The sequence below is a fragment of the Bacteroides sp. AM10-21B genome, assembly GCF_003472565.1.
In the GTDB taxonomy this organism is placed as follows: domain Bacteria; phylum Bacteroidota; class Bacteroidia; order Bacteroidales; family Bacteroidaceae; genus Bacteroides; species Bacteroides propionicigenes.
This window is the reverse complement of the sequence record NZ_QRME01000002.1, coordinates 84,897-104,225: the sequence shown is the minus strand read 5'-3', so window position 1 is coordinate 104,225 and position 19,329 is coordinate 84,897. Positions and strand designations below refer to the sequence as shown.

The following is a 19,329-nucleotide window of genomic DNA, read 5'->3' as shown; positions in this document are numbered from 1 at the left end:
ATTATTTGTTTTTAAGGGGGTTGGTACTAAATTCAAAGGTTCTTTATTTATTCATATATGATTATCGAGTCTTTGTCTTCATTGATACTGAACTTGAACGGATGCTCTTTGGAGATGGTCCGCAAGATGTGCTCAATACCGTCCTGCTCTCTGAACTTACCGGTCAGACCTTCGTGAGTCAGTAGTCTGGGGTTAGTAACGGTTATTTTTACATTGTAGTATTTCTCAAGTTTATCTAAAATACCGCTGAACGGAACATCGTCGAAACAGTATAATCCTTCTTTCCAACGAAGATATTCGTAGGAAGGAAGAATCGTTTTCTTGCAACGTCCGTCGTAGTTGGCAAAGAATTCATCCTTTTGCAGGCGAGTAATCACTTGGTCATTGCAGCTTGGATAAATGTCTACAATACCTTCTACCAAAGTAGTTTCAAACTCTCTGCTGCCCTTGTATGCGCAAACATTGAAGCAGGTTCCGACAACTCTTACTTTATTCATCTCTGTATGTACGTAGAATGGCAGTTTCTTGTTCTTGGCAACCTCGAAGTAGGCTTCACCGTCCAATTTCACATTGCGTTCGTTGCGGCCGAAGTCGGAAGCATAGGTCAGTGTTGATTTAGCGTTCAACCATACACGTGTACCATCGGCAAGCGTGATTTGGGCACGCTGTCCGGCAGGCACAGTGATGGTTTGGGGCTGTGAGTCTCTATTATAGATATAATCTGTGGTCATATAGTAACCGGATACAGCTATGATGATAGCTGCTGCAATACGCGCAGTCCAACGGAGCATGGGTATGAGACGTATCGTTTTTTTCTCATTATCTTGTTTGGTGGAGAATAAAGATACATCGAACAGCATACGTTCTTTCAGGTAGGTTTCCCGGTTTTCCTCGGAGGCTTCAACCCAATCCAAAATCTGCTTTTCTTCTTCAATAGAAGTTTTTCCTTTAAAATACTTATATAGTAATTCTTGATTTATCATAATAAAAGTTATTTGTTTAAGAAAGGACTTTCAGGACCCTTCTGTATACATAACCGCTGAGACGGAAACAACCCTATTGAAAAATGAAACTTTTTTTGAATAAAGGTGAATTTAACGTTTTAGAGGAGTATAGAAGCCAAATAATCTTTTAATTCCAACCGCAATATGCGTAAAGCTTTGGTGATGTGTGCCTCTACGGTTTTCAGTGAAATATGCAGTTGTTCGGCTATTTGCCTGTTGGGAAGATTCTGATAGCGGCTTAGCATGAAAATAGTCCGGCTCTGTTGTGGCATTTGCTCCAACGCTTTATGAACGATGTGTTGTATTTCGGCATCGAATATCAGTTCGGGTTCACAAGCTTTCAAAGTAGATATACGTAAATTCAGCTCCCGCTGGCTGTGACTGTTGATGTCTTCTTCCGCACGCAGACGGATTTGCTTGTGTTCCAGAAGGTTGAGCGCTTTGTTCTTGATGATGGTCAGCATCAGCGCTTTTAAGTTGCTTCCTTCTTCCCATCGTTCTCGGTGCTCCCATAGGGAAATCATGGACTCCATCAATACATCCTCGGCTTCTGCTTTGTTTCTGAGGTAGGAATAAGCAAAAGTCAGGAACTTTTCTTGGTTCTCTTGAAAAAAACGTGAGAAAAGGTCCATTGTATGTAATTTGGTAGAATCGGACATTTAGCTGAGCTTTTTTGTGCGATTTAAGGTTTCACATGACAAAACAACGCAATCTTTTCGTAATATGCAAACAATATTCATTGTTTTTATAACTGTCATTGGCGGGCTGGAACAAAAAGAAAGCCCGGCAGACTACTGCCGAGCTTATTAATCCTGATATGTTTAATAAGGATTATTTTTCTTTCTTTTCCGGTCTTTCTTGTTTTTCCGGTCTTGGAAGCAATACTTTGCGGGAAAGTTTGAACTTACCTGTCTTCGGGTCGATGTCGAGCAACTTCACGTCTATTTCGTCACCTTCCTTAATTCCGGCTTCTTCTACTGTTTCCAGACGTTTCCAGTCGATTTCGGAAATGTGGAGCAAGCCGTCCTTGCCCGGCAAGAACTCAACGAATGCACCGTAAGGCATGATGGAGCGTACTTTGCCTTTGTAGACTTCGCCTACTTCCGGTACAGCTACGATACCTTTGATGATACGCATTGCATCGTCAATGCTTTTCTTGTTGGTTCCGGCAATTTCAATTCTACCGATGTTGTCTATTTCTTCAATGGTGATTGTTGCACCGGTTTCTTCCTGCATACCCTGAATAATCTTTCCGCCCGGACCGATTACGGCACCGATGAATTCTTTAGGAATAGTCATGGTTTCGATGCGAGGAGCATGCGGTTTCAGATCATCATGCGGTTCTGCAATACATTCAGTGATTTTGCCCAAGATGTATTCGCGACCTTCTTTAGCCTGCAACAACGCTTTTTCAAGAATCTCATAAGACAGACCGTCTACCTTGATATCCATCTGAGTAGCGGTGATACCGTCTTTTGTTCCGGTTACCTTGAAGTCCATATCTCCAAGGTGGTCTTCATCACCGAGGATGTCGGATAATACGGCATATTTCTCTTCGCCTGCGTTCTTAATCAATCCCATTGCGATACCGGATACGGGTTTCTTGATTTTTACGCCGGCATCCATCAGCGCCAGTGTACCGGCACATACGGTAGCCATAGAAGAAGAACCGTTTGATTCGAGTATATCGGATACTACACGCACTACGTACGGATAGTCTGCAGGAATTTGTCCTTTCAGTGCACGCCATGCAAGGTGACCGTGACCGATTTCGCGACGGCCTACACCACGCTGTGCCTTCGCTTCGCCCGTAGAGAACGGCGGGAAGTTGTAATGCAACAAGAAACGTTCTTTTCCATGTTCCAGAACATCGTCGATAATCTTTTCGTCCAGTTTGGTACCTAAAGTAACCGTAGACAAAGACTGGGTTTCACCACGTGTGAAGATAGCGGAACCGTGAGGACCGGGCAGGTAACCGATTTCGCACCAAATAGGACGGATTTCGGTGGTCTTACGTCCGTCAAGACGCTTGCCTTCGTCCAAGATGGAACGGCGCATAGCTTCTTTCTCAACATCGTGATAGTAACGGTCGATAAGCGGAGCTTTTTCTTCCAGTTCTTCTTCACTGAACTGCGCTTTGAATTCTTCGCGGATAGCATCGAAAGCGTCCATACGTTCGTGCTTGTTCTTGTTGCCGGAAGCGGCAATGGCATAAGCCTTGTCATAGCAAGCATCGTGAACAGCCTTGCGGAGCTCTTCGTCGTTTACTTCGTGGCAGTATTCGCGCTTAACGGTAGAACCAACCTCTTCGGCAAGTTCCATTTGGGCTTTACATTGTATTTTGATTGCTTCGTGAGCAGCCTTCATGGCTTCCAGCAAATCTTTCTCGGAGACTTCGCTCATTTCACCCTCTACCATCATGATGTTCTCATAAGTAGCGCCTACCATAAGGTCCATGTCGGCTTTTTCCAGTTGCTCGAAAGTAGGGTTGATAACGAATTCGCCATTGATACGTGCTACACGTACTTCGGAAATAGGTCCGTTGAAAGGAATATCTGAAACTGCAAGGGCAGCGGAAGCTGCAAGTCCTGCCAACGCATCCGGCATATCAACGCCGTCTGCGGAAAAGAGGATGATGTTTACATATACCTCTGCGTGAAAATTATCGGGGAATAAGGGGCGGAGAGCACGGTCAACGAGTCGGCAAGTAAGGATTTCATAATCAGAAGCGCGACCTTCGCGTTTTGTAAAACCTCCGGGGAAACGTCCGAATGCGGAGAATTTTTCTTTGTACTCTACCTGTAACGGCATAAAATCTGTTCCGGGAACTGCGTCCTTGGCGGCACAAACAGTAGCTAAAAGCATGGTGTTGCCCATACGAAGCATTACAGAACCGTCTGCCTGTTTTGCCAGCTTTCCCGTTTCGAGCGTGATGGTTCTGCCATCAGGAAGCTCGATCGTCTTAACAATTGGGTTAATCATAAAAAATGTTTTATATCTATTTTCTTTCAAAATTCCCGCAAAGATACATATTTTATTCGTGTAATGCGGTGGGAATGAGATAAAAAGTTTGTATTTAGTTGTTTTTTGCACTTTTATAAGTGTAAGAAGCGGGAAAATGCTTTGACTAACCGTGAAAAGAAGTATATTTGCACGTTCTTTTTAGAAAAATACACGAAATATGAAAAAGATTCTTTTTGTAGCGTTGGCTGTTTTAGGGCTTAGCGCATGTGATTCTGAACCGAAATTTAAAGTGGAAGGCGAAATATCCGGTGCTGATGGTAGGGTTCTTTATTTGGAAGCTTCGGCTCTGGAAGGTATCGTTCCTTTGGACTCTGTCCGGCTGAAAGGCAATGGTACATTTGCTTTCAAGCAGACACGTCCGGCATCTCCGGAGTTTTATCGTTTGCGGGTAGATGACAAGGTTATCAACTTTTCCATAGATTCTACAGAAACTGTCCGGGTGGATGCACCGTATACGGATTTTTCTACAGCTTACTCAGTAGAGGGTTCGGCAAATAGTGTGAAAATAAAAGAACTTACCTTGAAGCAAATGCAGCTTCAAACCAATGTGAATGCGTTGATTCAGAGTATGCAAGCCCATCAGATTGGAGCTGATATGTTTGAAGACAGCCTTGCCACACTGATGAAGAACTACAAGGATGAAGTGAAGATAAGCTATATTTTTGCAGCTCCCAATACAGCTGCAGCTTATTTTGCCTTGTTTCAGAAATTGAATAATTATCTGATATTCGATCCGTTGAACAATAAGGATGATATTAAGTGCTTTGCTGCTGTGGCGACCAGCCTGAATAATTACTATCCGCACGCCGACCGTTCAAAGAATCTTTATAATATTGTGATAAAGGGGATGAAGAATACCCGTGCTCCGCAGCAAAAGGTTGTGGAATTGCCTACGGAAGCTGTTTCGGAAATCGGTATAATTGACATTAACCTGCGTGATATGAAGGGTAATATGCACAAATTGAGTGATCTGAAGGGCAAAGCTGTTCTCTTGGATTTTACGATTTATCAGAGTGCGGTTTCTCCTACACATAATTATATGTTGCGCGATTTGTATGATAAGTATGCCGCTCAGGGTTTGGAGATTTATCAGGTTTCTTTGGATGCTGATGAGCATTATTGGAAAACAACTGCTGATAACTTGCCATGGGTGTGTGTACGTGATGCTAATGGAGTATATTCCAGTATAGCTGCCGCTTATAATGTACAGTCGCTTCCTGCGGTTTTCCTTATAAACAAGAAGAGCGAATTGAGTGCTCGCGGTGAGACAATTAAGGATTTGGATGCAGCAGTAAAGGCTTTATTATAACGTGTTATAAATTAGAAGATTTCATTTAAATATGTTACAAAGCAGTACTTTTTGCTTGACACGCATTATTTAAAAGTCTATCTTTGCAAAGGAAATAGGAAAGAGGGTTCCAGCATGCTGACCATGTTGGAATTCTTTTTTGTTTATAGTACCATTAAAAAATACATATAAAATAAGGAGGAAAAAAGTATGGCTTATATGTCAGAAGAAGGCTACAATAAGTTGTTGGCCGATTTGAAACAGCTGGAAACGGTAGAGCGCCCGAAAATTGTGGCAGCTATTGCAGAAGCGCGAGACAAGGGAGACTTGTCTGAGAATGCAGAATATGATGCAGCAAAGGAAGCCCAAGGTCTTCTTGAAATGAAAATCAATAAGTTGAAACAGGTGATTGCCGACGCTAAGATTATTGATGAATCTAAATTGAAGACTGACAGTGTACAGATATTGAATAAAGTGGAACTGAAGAACGTGAAGAATGGTATGAAGATGACTTATACTATTGTTTCTGAAAGCGAAGCTAACCTGAAAGAGGGAAAGATTTCTGTAAACACTCCGATTGCGCAAGGTTTGCTTGGTAAAAAGGTAGGAGATGTTGCTGAAATCAAAGTACCGCAAGGTATGATTAATCTGGAAGTAGTAAACATTTCATTTTAAAAGAAAGGCAGGTCCGTATGCGGGCTTGCCTTATTTTATATATATTATAAAGTTATGGCAACAATATTCAGCAGAATTATCGCAGGTGAAATACCTTGCTATAAGGTGGCGGAGGATGATAAATTCTTTGCATTTCTTGATATTAATCCATTGGTGAAAGGTCATACATTGGTCATTCCCAAACAGGAAGTAGACTATATATTTGATTTGAGGGATGAGGATTTGGCTGAGATGCATGTCTTTGCAAAAAAAGTGGCGTTAGCTATCGGTAAGGCTTTTCCTTGCAAGAAAGTGGGTGAAGCCATTTTAGGCTTGGAAGTTCCTCATGCACATATTCATTTGATTCCTATGCGGAATGAAAAAGATATGCTTTTCTCTAATCCTAAACTGAAATTGACAGATGCAGAATTTAAGGTAGTAGCCGAAGCTATTCGTATGGCACTCTAAGAGATTTAATTTCCTCCTCTGTATAAAAGCGGTAGTTGAAAACAACAACTACCGCTTTTTATTATGCTTAAAGATTTACTTCATTATTTGTTAAATATAATCCTCTCCCAGTTTTATTTGGGCATCATTTACATATTTACGGATGGAATGTTCTTCATCTTTCTTGCAAATTAGTAGCACATTATCTGATTCGGCAATGAGGTATCCTTCCAAGCCGTCAATAACAGCAAGTTTGTTTTGAGGAAGGACAACGATATTATTCTTGCTGTTATACAGTAAAGACTGACATTTCAAAGTGACATTTTCCAACTCGTCTTTTTGAGAAAGGTCATACAGAGAACCCCATGTACCTAAATCGGACCAACCGAAATCTCCTAATGATACATATACATTATCAGCTTTCTCCATGATGCCGAAATCAATAGAGACATTAGGGCATGCCGGGAAATTCTCATCTATGAATTTCTTTTCCTCAGGTGTTCCATATACGTTCTTCCCGGCTGTCAGTTTGGTCGCTAATTCGGGTAGGAGCAACTCACCGGCTTTGATAATGCTATTTACATTCCACATAAAAAGACCGGCATTCCAGTAAAACTCTCCACTTTCTACGAACACTTTGGCTAATTCCAACTCAGGCTTTTCAGTGAAAGTCTTTACTTTATAGAAGTTACTGTCTATATGTTCTGCAATTTGTATATAGCCATATCCTGTTTCGGGACGGTTAGGCTTGATGCCGAGGGTTAATAATTTGTCTGATTTTGAAACAAATGCCAAACCTTTTTCGATAGCGGTAAGAAATTCACTTTCTTTAAGGATAAGATGATCTGAAGGAGCTACTACAATGTTGGCATTTGGATTCAATGCACGGATATGATAGGCTGCCCATGCAATGCAAGGTGCCGTGTTCCTGCGTGTAGGTTCTAATAAAATTTGTTCAGGCTTTAATTCGGGAAGCTGTTCTTTTACTAAGTCTGCATATAGGTCATTTGTTACGACCAGTATGTTTTCTGTAGGTATTATTTTACTGAAGCGATCAAATGTCTGTTGCAATAATGAACGCCCTGTGCCAAAAAAATCCAAGAACTGTTTTGGAAGAGTTTTGCGGCTGAAAGGCCAGAAGCGACTGCCAATTCCACCACCCATGATTACACAGAAATTATCCTTATTGGTCATCATATTAAATGTTTTAAAAGTTTCTGCTAAAGTACTGCATATTTTATAAACAAGGAATGCTTCCTGCATATTTTCTTACTTTTTTCGCCTTTTTTTGATAAAAGTATTGCAGGTTTCAAAAAAAGCCGTATCTTTGCACCGCAATTGAGAAATCAAGATGCCCAGATGGCGGAATCGGTAGACGCGCTGGTCTCAAACACCAGTGGATTCACTTCCATCCCGGTTCGACCCCGGGTCTGGGTACTGAAGCGGAGAAAGTTGAAAAACTCTCTCCGTTTTTCTTTTCTACTTCTCGTAACTCATTGGTTTGCTGATATATTAAGGGATCAACGTAAAAACCTGAGGGATTTTCTTTTTTATGCATACAACATAGTCAGTCTATATAAAAAGAAAGCCTTATCTTTTACCCCTCTGAACTGCGCCCTAAAGAACCAACGTAAAAATGCCATATGAGATGATAGGAAACGGTCTACCTTGAAGATAAGAATGTTGTTCCTAAGAATCTGGGGCAATGTAAAAGAAGGTTTTATATGAACGGAGGGGGATTCGATTTTTTGAATCCCCCTCCGTTGTTTGTTAATATTCAGATCTTAATAGATTAGTTTACCAGATCTTTGAAGGCATGACCGAAAATTACATAACTTGTATTTCCTGCGATAGTGCCTTCATTTTGTCCCCATAGAAATGGCCAATCATCATAATTTTCAAAGTGGTCGGGTTGTCTGAATAATACACCGGGAGCCATATTGCCAGGGATAAAAGAAAAGTCTGCTCGGTTGTTACCATAGAAGACCTCTTTGGGGCGGGTGGCTCCAACGGTTGCTACAAATGAATAGTTGTGGTAAGGGTGGCAACCATATAGCCAGTTGGCTACTTTGAATGCATAGCTGCTGTCTATGATGTCAGGGAAATATTTACTGGCAAAGCAGACTGTGGTGCCAAAATTGACCATGCCGCCGTTTCCTGCCCAATTACCACGTCCAATTGGCAATCCGTAAGGATTGTCTTGGTTCAGGTTATCAAGATATTCCTTGTATTTTGTAACGTATGGACGGAGTTTTTCTTTATATGAGGTATCCATATAAGGAATAGCATCCATGGCAGTCATGATATTGTAGTTGACATTATGTTCTAATGATTGCCATATTTCCTGCGTGAAGTGTTCCAGATAATTCTTTTCTCCGGTAGATACGTATAATTGCAGATTTGCAGCCATATCCTCTGTAGTTTTCTGTCTATTGTTTTTAGGAGAACTTTTTGCCATCAGTTCCGTAGCTTCTTTCAGTAGTCTTTTCGACTGCTTCAGGGCTCTTTCCGAAAGATCATCATTGTAACCCTTCAAGGCGCGACTTGCGGCAGCAAACATGGTAGCTGCCCGGAAGTCCAAACTCGGATTGCGGCTTGTAAAGGCCCACATATCATCCGGAGTACCACTTGATTTTCCATCAGCTGATTTTTCATAAGGGGCTAATTTAGGGTCATAATGGAGCCCATCAGTGATAGATGCTGCGTCTCCCAAGTGATGATAATTATCGAGTACGGAATTGGAAAGGGTCTGTGACATATGCCCTATGTTCTCAGCTTGTGCTACAAGGTTTAATACTCCATGTTCTATGTATTGGATAATGTCGGGAATGCTGTCTGGGCGGTGGAGATCTACGTAACGTTGTTTTTCGTTGATGAATGTTTCGTCGCGTAGCGGTTTGAAGAGTTCCCAGGTTCTGACAAAATTTTGAACGACATTGATATTGGCGCCGGTTTCTATATCAAAATCACCTGCATCAAAGTAGCCGCCTACGTTTAATCCGGGAATTAGTTCCAGTGCCTTGTATTTGGTATCGGTGGTTGGACCTTGACTATGCAGGTCAAAATGGTCTGTACTGGGAGGAGCCTGCAGATAACCTTCTTTGAAAGGTTCACCATGCCAAATACGATATCCTTCATTCACTGTCACGTGATTCATGTGGATAGGAATCCATACATCGGTGGTGGCATCGGTGATATGGTTGTACACTGTTGGGTCAATAAGGAAATTGTTTGTTTTCACATTACCGTACTTGATATAGTATATACCTGGGTTTTTAACTTCCGAGAAGTCGAATTTTGCATAGTTGTATTTGAAGTAGGTCCCCCACGTAGAGGTCTCCCCGGTGAACACTTCTACTTCTGATCCATCTTCTTTTACTTGGTAGACAGAGGCTTTAGAGATTATTTTGTCTTTTTTGTCCAGCTCTATAATGGCTTCTTTGGGCTGTGATGGAAGATAACCCACTTGAGAGAAGCCGATGTTAGGCTCTCTGATCCAGTCTTTGATGGCATTTGGCTCTACAGTCCACGTCAGTACTTTACCGGTTTTGCCGGGAGGCAGAATGCTTCGTAATACGAACCATCCGTTTTGGGCTAACATACGTCCATCAAAAAGCATCAGATCGGTATCTTGGGAAATTACTTTTACGGTTCGTTCGGGAGCATCGGGAGCCAGTATCATGGTACGTCCGGTGGATAATGGTAGCGGATCTACGAATCTGCCTGTTCCCCGGTCATCATAAGTTTTATATCCTTTAAATTGCTTGATTTTTTCGGAGTTGGGGCGAGTAATGGTATTGCTGACGGCATAACGCGGGAAGCGGTCGGGCTGTCCGTCCATGATATAAGTTTTTCCCCAATATTGTGAAGGCAGAAATTCAAGGTTGAATCCAGCGTCTCCTTCCAATTCTTGTGGAAGAGGTTTGTCCAGATAAACGGAAATTTCCACAGCTTTGCCTCTCCCTGTCACTACTATACGGGAGTCGAAGTTGAAATCATCATATCGGAGGGTTACTTCGATGGAATTATCCTTAGTATTTACTTTTCTTGATGGGGTGGAAGGAACCAAATCCCATTGCTCAGGAGTATTGGAAAGCCTGATGGCTCCACCTTGTGCAGTGCGTACACCATGGTGGATGAGTTCGATACCGGAGTTCTTCTCATCATTGAATCCTCCTGAAAATAAGTTGCTGTACACTAGTACGTTGACCCCTTGGGTTTCAAAGTACTCAAGTTCGTTCAGCCTTAAGTTTTGGTCAGGACTATTACTACATGCTGTGGCTAATAGTACGGAACATGCTAATAATACTTTTTTCATTCTGTGTTTTTTTTAGTGGTTAATATGAATTTTGTATGAGTTTTTGTTGTGCATTATTTTAGTGGTGGTTACAACAAGTTGTTGCTGCGAAATGCATATAAAAGGATAGGTAAAGATGTTTTCATAATATTGATCTTAATGTATTTCTGATAATTAAACGTGATACTTTTACCTGCCTAAATATCAAAAGTATAACAATGGTACTGTCTTGCTCTTTGTGTTTGGTTGTGCCGTCATAGCATCTTTTTACTTGTCTAAGTTATAAAAAATATTCTTTATTAACAAGTAGTCACCTTCTTTTTAGTCAATTTACTTCCAATACCTCTGTTACAAAATATATGTTTGAATCTATTTATTTGATGATAAGAAGAAATTGTTTTGTTGACTTAGGAGAACTTTTTGAAGAATATTGAAGGAAAACTCCATGATTGACTTCCATTTCCGGTTTTTCTGTATTTTTGCAGTGTAATAAAGAATCAACTTGTAATGAACCGTATATTGCTTGCGCTGAAACGTCCTTTTATTTGGCTGTACCGCTTCCGTCACCGTTGCGGTTATGGGGTACATTCGCCTTTTGCTTTCAATCTGATAACATACGTTATCTATGAAACCACTCCTTATTATAAATATAGGGATTTGGCTGATGAACAAAAGAAACTCTCGTCACAGAAAAACCGGAGATGGGGTTATGAATCAATAAAAGTGAAGCGGCTTCTGTTTCGTTTAGTGAATTATGCACAGCCTGTTACAATTGTAGATGCCGGTGTTTCGGCTGCCTCTTCCCTTTATCTGAAAGCCGGTAAGGAAGGAGCGGATTATACTGTGGCTTCCGATTTGTCCGAACTTTTTTTGGAGAGCGGTACATCGGTCGATTTCCTATACCTTCACGATTATCGTCGTCCGGATTTTGTAGAAGAAGTATTACGCATCTGTGTTGCCCGCACAGCAGAAACATCGGTTTTTGTAATTGAGGGCATTCATTATACCTCACAAATGCGTGCTGTTTGGAAACGCATCAGGCAGCATGAAAAGGCGGGTATTACTTTCGACCTGTATGACCTTGGCATTATCTTCTTTGATAAAACCAAGATAAAACAAGACTATATTGTCAACTTTTGATTACCTTTAGGCGTTTCAAAGGAAAAAAATGATTATTTATGAAGAAGAGCCTTGTATATACAAAGACCGGAGACAAAGGAACCACTTCTCTCGTGGGTGGTACGCGTGTTTCTAAAACTCACATCCGCCTTGAAACCTATGGTACGGTGGATGAGTTGAATTCCAATTTGGGGTTTCTCATTACTTTCCTTACCGATGAGCATGACAGACACTTCTTGCAGCAAGTTCAGGATAATCTGTTTGCGATAGGTTCTTATCTTGCAACAGATCGTGAAAAGACCAAACTCAATGAAGTAAGCGTCATTACTTCTGAACAAGTGGAAACGATAGAGCATGAGATAGACTGTTTAGACGAGGGGCTTCCTCCATTGACTTCTTTCGTTTTGCCGGGAGGATGTCGGGGAGCTGCCGTTTGTCATATTTGCCGTACGGTTTGTCGTCGTGCCGAGCGGCGCATTCTTACTTTGGCAGAACAGGTAGATATTTCTTCAGAATTATTAGCTTATGTCAACCGTTTGTCTGACTATTTGTTCGTTCTTTCGCGAAAAATGAATCAAGACGCGAAAAAAGAAGAAATATTTTGGAATAATAGTTGCAAGTGAAATATTTTGTTATACTTTTGCCGAAAAATAAAGATTAGGAATTAATATTCACAATTTTAATACTTAGAAACTATGTATTGGACATTGGAATTAGCATCTAAATTGGAAGATGCCCCTTGGCCGGCAACTAAGGATGAACTGATAGATTATGCCATGCGTTCGGGTGCTCCGCTTGAGGTTATTGAAAACCTGCAAGAGATGGAAGATGAAGGCGAGATTTATGAAAGTATTGAAGATATTTGGCCTGATTATCCCAGCAAAGAAGATTTCTTCTTCAACGAAGAGGAGTATTAATACGCTTTGATTAAATCTTATCCATTGGTTTGCGGATAAGACAAATTATAGAAAGAGGTAGTACGAAGGCCTTTGCTATGGCTGGAATACTATCTCTTTTCTTTTTTTAATCCCCCATTGCATCAATGATGACACAAACAAAAGAGGTACGCCGCTTGCCGGATTTGAAAGAACGCCATTTGCCCGAAGACTGCCGGCAAGGTGTAACGGAACTTTTAAGAGATACATACGGTTACGATTGCTTCCGTAACCTTGAAATTTATGATGATTTGTTTAAAAGCAGGGAAACCCTCTGTATTTCTCAGGGGCAACTGATTGAGAATGTGATTCGGGAAGCTGAAAAGGCGCAGAAAGAGGAGACACAGCCGGATAATATTTTGCTGACTGCCCCTACCGGTTCAGGAAAGTCGCTGTTGTTTCAACTTCCGGCCATCTATTTGGGCAAAGAATATAATCTGCTGACTATTGTTGTCTCTCCTTTGAAAGCGTTGATTGTCGACCAAGTGGAAAGTTTGCAAGATTTGGGCTACGAGCGTGTGGCGTATGCATCTTCCGATCTTTCGCCGGAGCAGAAGATGGAGGTTTACCGGGCGGTACGTGAGGGAGAGATTGATTTATTTTATCTTTCGCCCGAACTGTTGCTTTCCTATGACATCAAGCATTTCATTGGCGGCCGCCGTATTGGTATGGTCGTTATTGACGAGGCGCATACGGTAACCACTTGGGGGAAAGAGTTTCGTGTGGATTATTGGTTTTTGGGACGTTATTTGAGCGCTTTGAAGCAGAGTCTCGGTTATACGTTCCCGTTATTTGCACTAACCGCCACTGCCGTATGGAATCCCAAAGGCGGTAATGATATGGTGTTCGAGACTATTCGTTCCCTGCAAATGGAGCCCTGTGTGCTTTATGTGGGTACGGTAAAACGCAAGAATATTAGTTTTGATATCCGCCGGCTTACCTTGGAAGAGGGAGAAACCTATGATAAAGGTAAGCAGCGCGTTATATCCGAGCGTGTGGAAGACTTTCTCGACGGGCATAAAACGCTGCTTTACTATCCTTTTGCGGGCAGTATAGATATGCGTATAAAGACCTGGGTGCACTCTGCTGACTGGCGTTTGGTGGCTTCTTACTACGGAAAGAAAGATAAAGAGCAGAAAGCCGCCATTGTACAAGAGTTTAAAGAGGGTACGAAGCGGATGATTGTTGCCACGAAAGCTTTCGGCATGGGAGTGGACATCAGCGATATTGATCGAGTTTATCATGTGGCGCCTTCCAGTACGTTCGTTGATTATATTCAGGAGATAGGCCGTGCAGCCCGTGACGTTGATGTTCACGGTGTTGCTGCCACCGATTATCACGAACGCGACTTTTATTATATGAAGCGTCTGCACCAGACCGGTAGTATTGCGCAAGAGCAGTTGGAACTTATTCTGAAAAAGCTTATGGAAGTATATCGGATGAAAGGGGCGAAAGAAGAGATTCTTGTATCGCTGTCCGATTTTGAGTTCGTGGTAAAACTGCCGCGCACCAAAAACAAACTGGAATATGAAGCTGAGCTGGGACAACTCATAAAGACTGCCCTGCTGTGGCTGGAAGATGATTTGTCACAGCGCTACGGAATGCGTTTGTTGGAAGTCAGTCCGCAAAACCTGTTGACGGAGGGTTATGTTCAAGATAAGACGGGTGATGCCTTTGCGCGTGAGTTCCAAACCTACCTTACGAAGGTGGAAGGCGAAGAAGGAGTCTATCGTGTACGTTTGGATAGCCTTTGGGAGGAACGTTTTCCCGAGCTGGGGTATAGGGAATTCAAGCAGAAACTGAATAGCGGTACACTGTGGGAAGGTTCTCGTGCAGTTTCCGTAGGCAAGCATGAAGTGTTGCTGAAAGAAGATGCCACAATTATTCGCCAGCGCATGGATGCCTTGTTCAAGAGTCTGGTAACGATGCTGAAAACAGCCTTGTTGAAATCGAAAGGACGCTTTGATGAAGAAGAACTGCGTGCGGTATTTGCCGAGCATGGCATGGATGTGCCGTCTGCCAAGCGTTTCATAGGTTCGCTATTGGAAAGCCGTACTGAAGAGGGGCGTAGCGTGAGTTACATCAGCAGTATCAAGAAGAAAGATTCTAACGAACTCTCGTTTGCGGTTACCAAAGGGTTCGACTTGCTTCTGTCTCGTTATCAGAAGTTGTTCGCTCAGCGTATCATTGGTAATAAGGGCAAGCGTCTGCAGTTCTATTGCACCCCGTTCTCCGATTTGAATATGTTGCTCAATCTCCTTTCCATGCTCGACTGTCTTTCGTTCAGCGTAGAGGGAGGCGGTACGCCTTGTGTGCATATCCGGTTCGATAATCCGGAACTTCTGCAACAGTTGGCGGACTCTAACGAATACCACAATCTCATTCTGGATACGAACGAAAGGATTTTTGAAGAACAGATAGACTTGTTCTCTTCTTTCTTCGGCACAGATACCTTGACGGACGAACAGCGTTGGGATTTTGTGGAAGAGTATTTCACCGGAACGGGTGTGGACGAGTTGAAAAAGAAGTATATCAGTCGTTAAGTTGCAGACGGTTCATCATACACGATAACTGTCTGCAGCTTGGGAGACTTCATATACTCGTTTACAGTTTCTGGAAAGCCAGCCGTTCGTCGCCGTTCAGTAGGTAGATGATGCCGCAATATTGGAAACCATGCTTTTTGAGTATATGTTGCAAGATGCGGTTGTCGCGGTGTGTGTCGGCACGCAGGTTGGGTATTTGGCGGTAGCACCATTGCAGGCAGGAGGATGCCACGCCTTTGCTGTCTTCTGTACTTGCCAAGCGGTGGATAACCCCGTAGGGACGTGTGTTGTCTATCCATGCGCCGTCATAGATTTGTGCATAGGTGGGGTCTTCCCCCGGTATAAAGGCGAAAGTTCCTACGATGTTCTGTCCCTCATCAAGGCATATATGGCAGTTCCCGTTTTCAATATCTTTCCTGACGATTTCTTCGGTGGGATAGCCACCGGTCCACTGTTTCATGTTCCCGTCTTTACGCATGATGCGTTTTCCTTGCTCAAAGATGTCCATAAGGATACTGAGTTCTGCAATATCTGCTTTTCTAATCTTTATCATAATCTGTAGGAGTACGTTCCGAATGAAAAAAATACGTTGCAAAGGTAGTCAATTTTATAAGGCATATGTACATTATACATGAGGTATATAGTCTTTTTCTATAGGCGATAGAGGAGGATTCCTACTTTATGATTACTACCAAAGTACCGCGTTTGACGGTTCATTGTTATGGTAAGGGTGAACAATTTGGAAGACTCATTGTTCATTTTAGGAATAATTTACATATATTTGTCCCGAAAATTTAAACATATTGAATTATGAAAAAGATTTTTAGTGTTTTTATGATAGCTATATGCTGTTTGGCAGTAGCTATGCCTGCTCAGGCTCAACTTATAAAGTTTGGTGTTAAAGGTGGTGTGAACCTGACTAAAGTAGATTGGGATGGTGGATATGACGGTAATAAGGATAATGCTACCGGCTTTTTTATCGGTCCGATGGCGGAGGTGACCATTCCTGTTGTTGGTTTGGGAGTAGATGGAGCTTTGTTATTTTCTCAGAGAGGTAAGGATGACGGAAAACAGACTGGATTGGATATACCTATTAATTTAAAATATACTATTGGATTAGGTAGTATGCTGGGTGTATTTGTTGCAGCTGGTCCTGACTTCTTCTTTAACTTCAGTGGAGATAAGAAATACATAGACGAAGCTATAGAACTGGAAAAGAAGAAGGCGATGGTAGGTATTAATATCGGTGCTGGTGTGAAGTTGATTAAACACTTGCAGATAGGTGTTAACTATAATATTCCATTGGGTGATTCTTATAAATGGAAAGCTGTAGGCGAATCAGTAATCGGTGGTAAGAATAAAACTTGGCAAATTTCAGCCGCTTACATTTTCTAAGTACTGACAGATATTATTATATGAATAGCGTTGCTGACTTTTGTTATGCAACGCTATTTTTTTCTCCTCTGTCCTCCTTCTTTCTGAAAAGTGCTATCTTTGCCGCTGTAATGGAAAAATTTGTAGATGTCATATTGCCCCTTCCCCTGCATAGCAGCTTTACGTACTCACTGCCGGAAGATATAGCCGGAGAAGTACAGATTGGCTGCCGGGTAGTAGTACCTTTCGGACGAAAGAAGTACTATACGGCCATTGTACGAAACGTACACTATTCTGCACCGACTGAATATGAGGTGAAGGAAGTGAGCGTCCTGCTGGATGCACATCCTATCCTGCTGCCCGAGCAGTTCAAGTTTTGGGGATGGCTGGCAGATTACTATCTCTGTACGCAAGGTGATGTCTATAAAGCGGCGCTTCCTTCCGGTCTGAAGCTGGAAAGTGAGACAATAATAGAGTACAATCCTGACTTTGAATCAGATGTGCAGTTGCCGGAAAGAGAACGGAAGATACTGGATTTGCTCTCCGTAGAACCGGAACAATGTGTCACAAAATTGGAGAAGGAGAGCGGTATCAAGAATATTTTGGCTGTGATAAAGTCCTTGTTGGATAAAGAAGCGATTTTTGTAAAGGAAGAATTGAAGCGTACCTATAAACCTAAGACTGAGACTCGCGTGCGTTTGACGGAAGCGGCTGGTAACGAACGCCGCTTGCACTTCTTCTTTGACGAACTGCAGCACCGTGCTCCCAAACAATTGGACTTGCTGATGAAGTATATAGAACTCTCCGGTTGTTTGGGCAAGACACCGAAGGAAGTCACAAAGAAAGAGCTTTTAGTGCGGACTTCCGCTACTCCCGCCGTGTTCAATGGGTTGGTGGAACGCGGAGTCTTTGAGGTCTATCAGCAAGAAATTGGCAGACTGAATACGATTTCTGCCAAGACAACGTTTCCTTTAAACCCTTTGAACGAGCATCAGCAGCGGGCGTACAATGATATTGTAGAAAGTTTTCAAACTAAGAATGTCTGTTTACTGCATGGTGTTACGTCCAGTGGCAAGACGGAGATTTACATTCATCTGATACAAGAAACCATCCGGCAAGGAAAACAAGTGTTGTATCTGTTGCCGGAAATAGCTCTGACTACACAAATTACCGAGCGTTTGCAACGGGTGTTCGGTTCCCGTCTGGGCATCTACCATTCAAAGTTTCCGGATGCCGAGCGGGTGGAAATCTGGCAGAAGCAGCTCTCGGACAGTGGGTATGACATTATTCTGGGGGTACGTTCTTCCGTATTTCTGCCTCTCCGCAATTTGGGCTTGATTATTGTAGACGAGGAGCATGAGAATACGTATAAGCAGCAAGATCCTGCGCCCCGCTATCATGCACGCAATGCCGCTATTGTGCTGGCTGCGCTGTATGGCGCCAAGACTCTGTTGGGTACAGCGACTCCGTCTATAGAGACCTGGCACAATGCCACGTCCGGCAAGTATGGATTGGTGGAACTGAAAGAAAGGTACAAGGAGATACAGTTGCCGGAGATTATTCCGGTGGATATAAAGGAATTGCAACGCAAGAAGCGGATGAACGGTCCGTTCTCTCCCCTGTTGTTGCAATATATCCGTGAGGCGTTGGAACAGAAAGAACAGGTCATTCTGTTTCAGAATCGCAGGGGGTTTGCTCCGATGATAGAGTGTCATACATGCGGCTGGGTTCCCAAATGCAAGAACTGTGATGTCAGCCTGACATATCATAAAGGACTAAACCAGCTGACTTGCCATTATTGCGGATATACCTATCAGCCGCCCCGCATCTGTCCGGCTTGTGAAGGGACGGATTTGCGTAACCGCGGTTTTGGTACGGAAAAGATAGAAGATGACATCAAACTTCTGTTTCCCGAGGCAACCGTTGCACGTATGGACTTGGATACAACCCGCACGCGTGCCGCCTACGAGCGTATCATTGCGGATTTTGAACAGGGAAAGACGGATATTCTTATCGGTACGCAGATGGTTTCCAAAGGACTGGATTTCGATCATGTGAGCGTGGTGGGCATTCTGAATGCCGATACAATGTTGAATTATCCGGACTTTCGTGCCTATGAGCGTGCTTTCCAGCTTATGGCCCAAGTGGCAGGACGTGCGGGACGGAAGAATAAGCGGGGCAGGGTAGTGCTGCAAACCAAGAGCATCGAGCACCCCATCATTCCCCAAGTGATTGCCAACGATTACGAAGGTATGGTGGGCGGCCAACTTGCCGAACGGCAGATGTTTCATTATCCCCCTTATTATCGCCTTGTGTATGTGTACTTGAAGAATCGCAATGAGACTTTGCTCGATTTGATGGCTCAGACTATGGCGGGCAAGTTGCGTGCTGTTTTCGGGAATAGGGTGCTGGGCCCGGACAAACCGCCTGTGGCGCGTGTGCAAACCTTGTTCATCCGTAAAATCGTGGTAAAGATTGAAACGAAGGCTCCTATGGCGCGTGTCCGCGAATTGCTGTTGCAGGTGCAGAAAGAGATGGTTATGGAAGACCGCTTCAAGTCGCTGATAGTGTATTATGACGTAGACCCGATGTAGGGGGAAATTAAGAATTAAGAATTGGCGTACTTCATGGATGTAAACTGATA

General features: G+C 42.8%; 15 protein-coding genes and 1 tRNA gene. 10 read left to right on the top strand and 6 right to left on the bottom strand.

What is annotated here, in order from left to right; all coding sequences use genetic code 11:
* Nucleotides 1-47: 47 nt before the first annotated feature.
* The 3 genes from DW121_RS02550 to pnp form a co-directional block, all read right to left on the bottom strand.
* Nucleotides 48-980, bottom strand: a complete 933-nt coding sequence (locus DW121_RS02550; protein ID WP_187120005.1) for a FecR family protein — start codon at nucleotides 978-980, stop codon at nucleotides 48-50.
* A gap of 122 nt (nucleotides 981-1,102) precedes the next feature.
* Nucleotides 1,103-1,663 carry an RNA polymerase sigma-70 factor gene (locus DW121_RS02545; protein WP_117710336.1) on the bottom strand — a complete coding sequence of 187 codons (561 nt, stop codon included), beginning with the start codon at nucleotides 1,661-1,663 and terminating at the stop codon, nucleotides 1,103-1,105.
* Between the two features lie 172 nt (nucleotides 1,664-1,835).
* Nucleotides 1,836-3,986 (bottom strand): polyribonucleotide nucleotidyltransferase, encoded by a 2,151-nt coding sequence (gene pnp / locus DW121_RS02540; RefSeq protein WP_118322961.1) that lies wholly within the window; start codon nucleotides 3,984-3,986, stop codon nucleotides 1,836-1,838.
* Between the two features lie 199 nt (nucleotides 3,987-4,185).
* On the opposite strand from pnp, the gene DW121_RS02535 reads away from it, so the two are divergent.
* The 3 genes from DW121_RS02535 to DW121_RS02525 all read left to right on the top strand — a co-directional run bounded on the left by DW121_RS02535 (nucleotide 4,186) and on the right by DW121_RS02525 (nucleotide 6,438).
* Nucleotides 4,186-5,337 carry a TlpA disulfide reductase family protein gene (locus DW121_RS02535; protein WP_117710334.1) on the top strand — a complete coding sequence of 384 codons (1,152 nt, stop codon included), beginning with the start codon at nucleotides 4,186-4,188 and terminating at the stop codon, nucleotides 5,335-5,337.
* A gap of 189 nt (nucleotides 5,338-5,526) precedes the next feature.
* A complete protein-coding gene (gene greA, locus DW121_RS02530) occupies nucleotides 5,527-5,991 on the top strand; it encodes a transcription elongation factor GreA (protein WP_009122218.1) in 465 nt (154 codons plus the stop codon).
* Nucleotides 5,992-6,045: 54 nt separating this feature from the next.
* Nucleotides 6,046-6,438, top strand: coding sequence for an HIT family protein (locus tag DW121_RS02525; protein WP_117710333.1), 393 nt, complete (start codon nucleotides 6,046-6,048; stop codon nucleotides 6,436-6,438).
* A 90-nt stretch (nucleotides 6,439-6,528) separates the two neighbouring features.
* Here DW121_RS02525 and DW121_RS02520 read toward each other — a convergent pair whose 3' ends face one another.
* The gene (locus tag DW121_RS02520; RefSeq protein ID WP_187119998.1) at nucleotides 6,529-7,614 is read right to left on the bottom strand and encodes a mannose-1-phosphate guanylyltransferase; all 1,086 of its coding nucleotides are present in this window, start codon (nucleotides 7,612-7,614) and stop codon (nucleotides 6,529-6,531) included.
* A gap of 156 nt (nucleotides 7,615-7,770) precedes the next feature.
* Here DW121_RS02520 and DW121_RS02515 point away from each other — a divergent pair.
* Nucleotides 7,771-7,854 (top strand) — tRNA-Leu (locus DW121_RS02515).
* 355 nt (nucleotides 7,855-8,209) lie between these two features.
* On the opposite strand, the gene DW121_RS02510 is transcribed toward DW121_RS02515, so the two are convergent.
* Complete coding sequence (locus tag DW121_RS02510) at nucleotides 8,210-10,735, bottom strand: cellulase N-terminal Ig-like domain-containing protein (RefSeq protein ID WP_118322960.1); 2,526 nt, start codon at nucleotides 10,733-10,735, stop codon at nucleotides 8,210-8,212.
* 486 nt (nucleotides 10,736-11,221) lie between these two features.
* Here DW121_RS02510 and DW121_RS02505 point away from each other — a divergent pair, with 486 nt between their 5' ends.
* The 4 genes from DW121_RS02505 (at nucleotide 11,222) to DW121_RS02490 (ending at nucleotide 15,311) form a co-directional block, all read left to right on the top strand.
* Nucleotides 11,222-11,854, top strand: coding sequence for a hypothetical protein (locus DW121_RS02505; protein ID WP_117710331.1), 633 nt, complete (start codon nucleotides 11,222-11,224; stop codon nucleotides 11,852-11,854).
* A 38-nt stretch (nucleotides 11,855-11,892) separates the two neighbouring features.
* Nucleotides 11,893-12,456 (top strand): cob(I)yrinic acid a,c-diamide adenosyltransferase, encoded by a 564-nt coding sequence (locus DW121_RS02500; protein ID WP_117710330.1) that lies wholly within the window; start codon nucleotides 11,893-11,895, stop codon nucleotides 12,454-12,456.
* A gap of 72 nt (nucleotides 12,457-12,528) precedes the next feature.
* The gene (locus DW121_RS02495) at nucleotides 12,529-12,750 is read left to right on the top strand and encodes a DUF2795 domain-containing protein (protein WP_002558131.1); all 222 of its coding nucleotides are present in this window, start codon (nucleotides 12,529-12,531) and stop codon (nucleotides 12,748-12,750) included.
* A 125-nt stretch (nucleotides 12,751-12,875) separates the two neighbouring features.
* Entirely contained in the window at nucleotides 12,876-15,311 is a 2,436-nt protein-coding gene (locus tag DW121_RS02490; RefSeq protein WP_118322959.1) for a DEAD/DEAH box helicase, read from the top strand.
* 61 nt (nucleotides 15,312-15,372) lie between these two features.
* On the opposite strand, the gene DW121_RS02485 is transcribed toward DW121_RS02490, so the two are convergent.
* Nucleotides 15,373-15,864, bottom strand: a complete 492-nt coding sequence (locus DW121_RS02485; protein WP_117710328.1) for a GNAT family N-acetyltransferase — start codon at nucleotides 15,862-15,864, stop codon at nucleotides 15,373-15,375.
* Nucleotides 15,865-16,121: 257 nt separating this feature from the next.
* Here DW121_RS02485 and DW121_RS02480 point away from each other — a divergent pair, with 257 nt between their 5' ends.
* Both DW121_RS02480 and priA read left to right on the top strand, forming a co-directional pair.
* A complete protein-coding gene (locus DW121_RS02480; RefSeq protein WP_118322958.1) occupies nucleotides 16,122-16,706 on the top strand; it encodes a porin family protein in 585 nt (194 codons plus the stop codon).
* A 110-nt stretch (nucleotides 16,707-16,816) separates the two neighbouring features.
* Nucleotides 16,817-19,279, top strand: coding sequence for a primosomal protein N' (gene priA, locus DW121_RS02475; protein ID WP_118323095.1), 2,463 nt, complete (start codon nucleotides 16,817-16,819; stop codon nucleotides 19,277-19,279).
* Nucleotides 19,280-19,329: the final 50 nt, after the last annotated feature.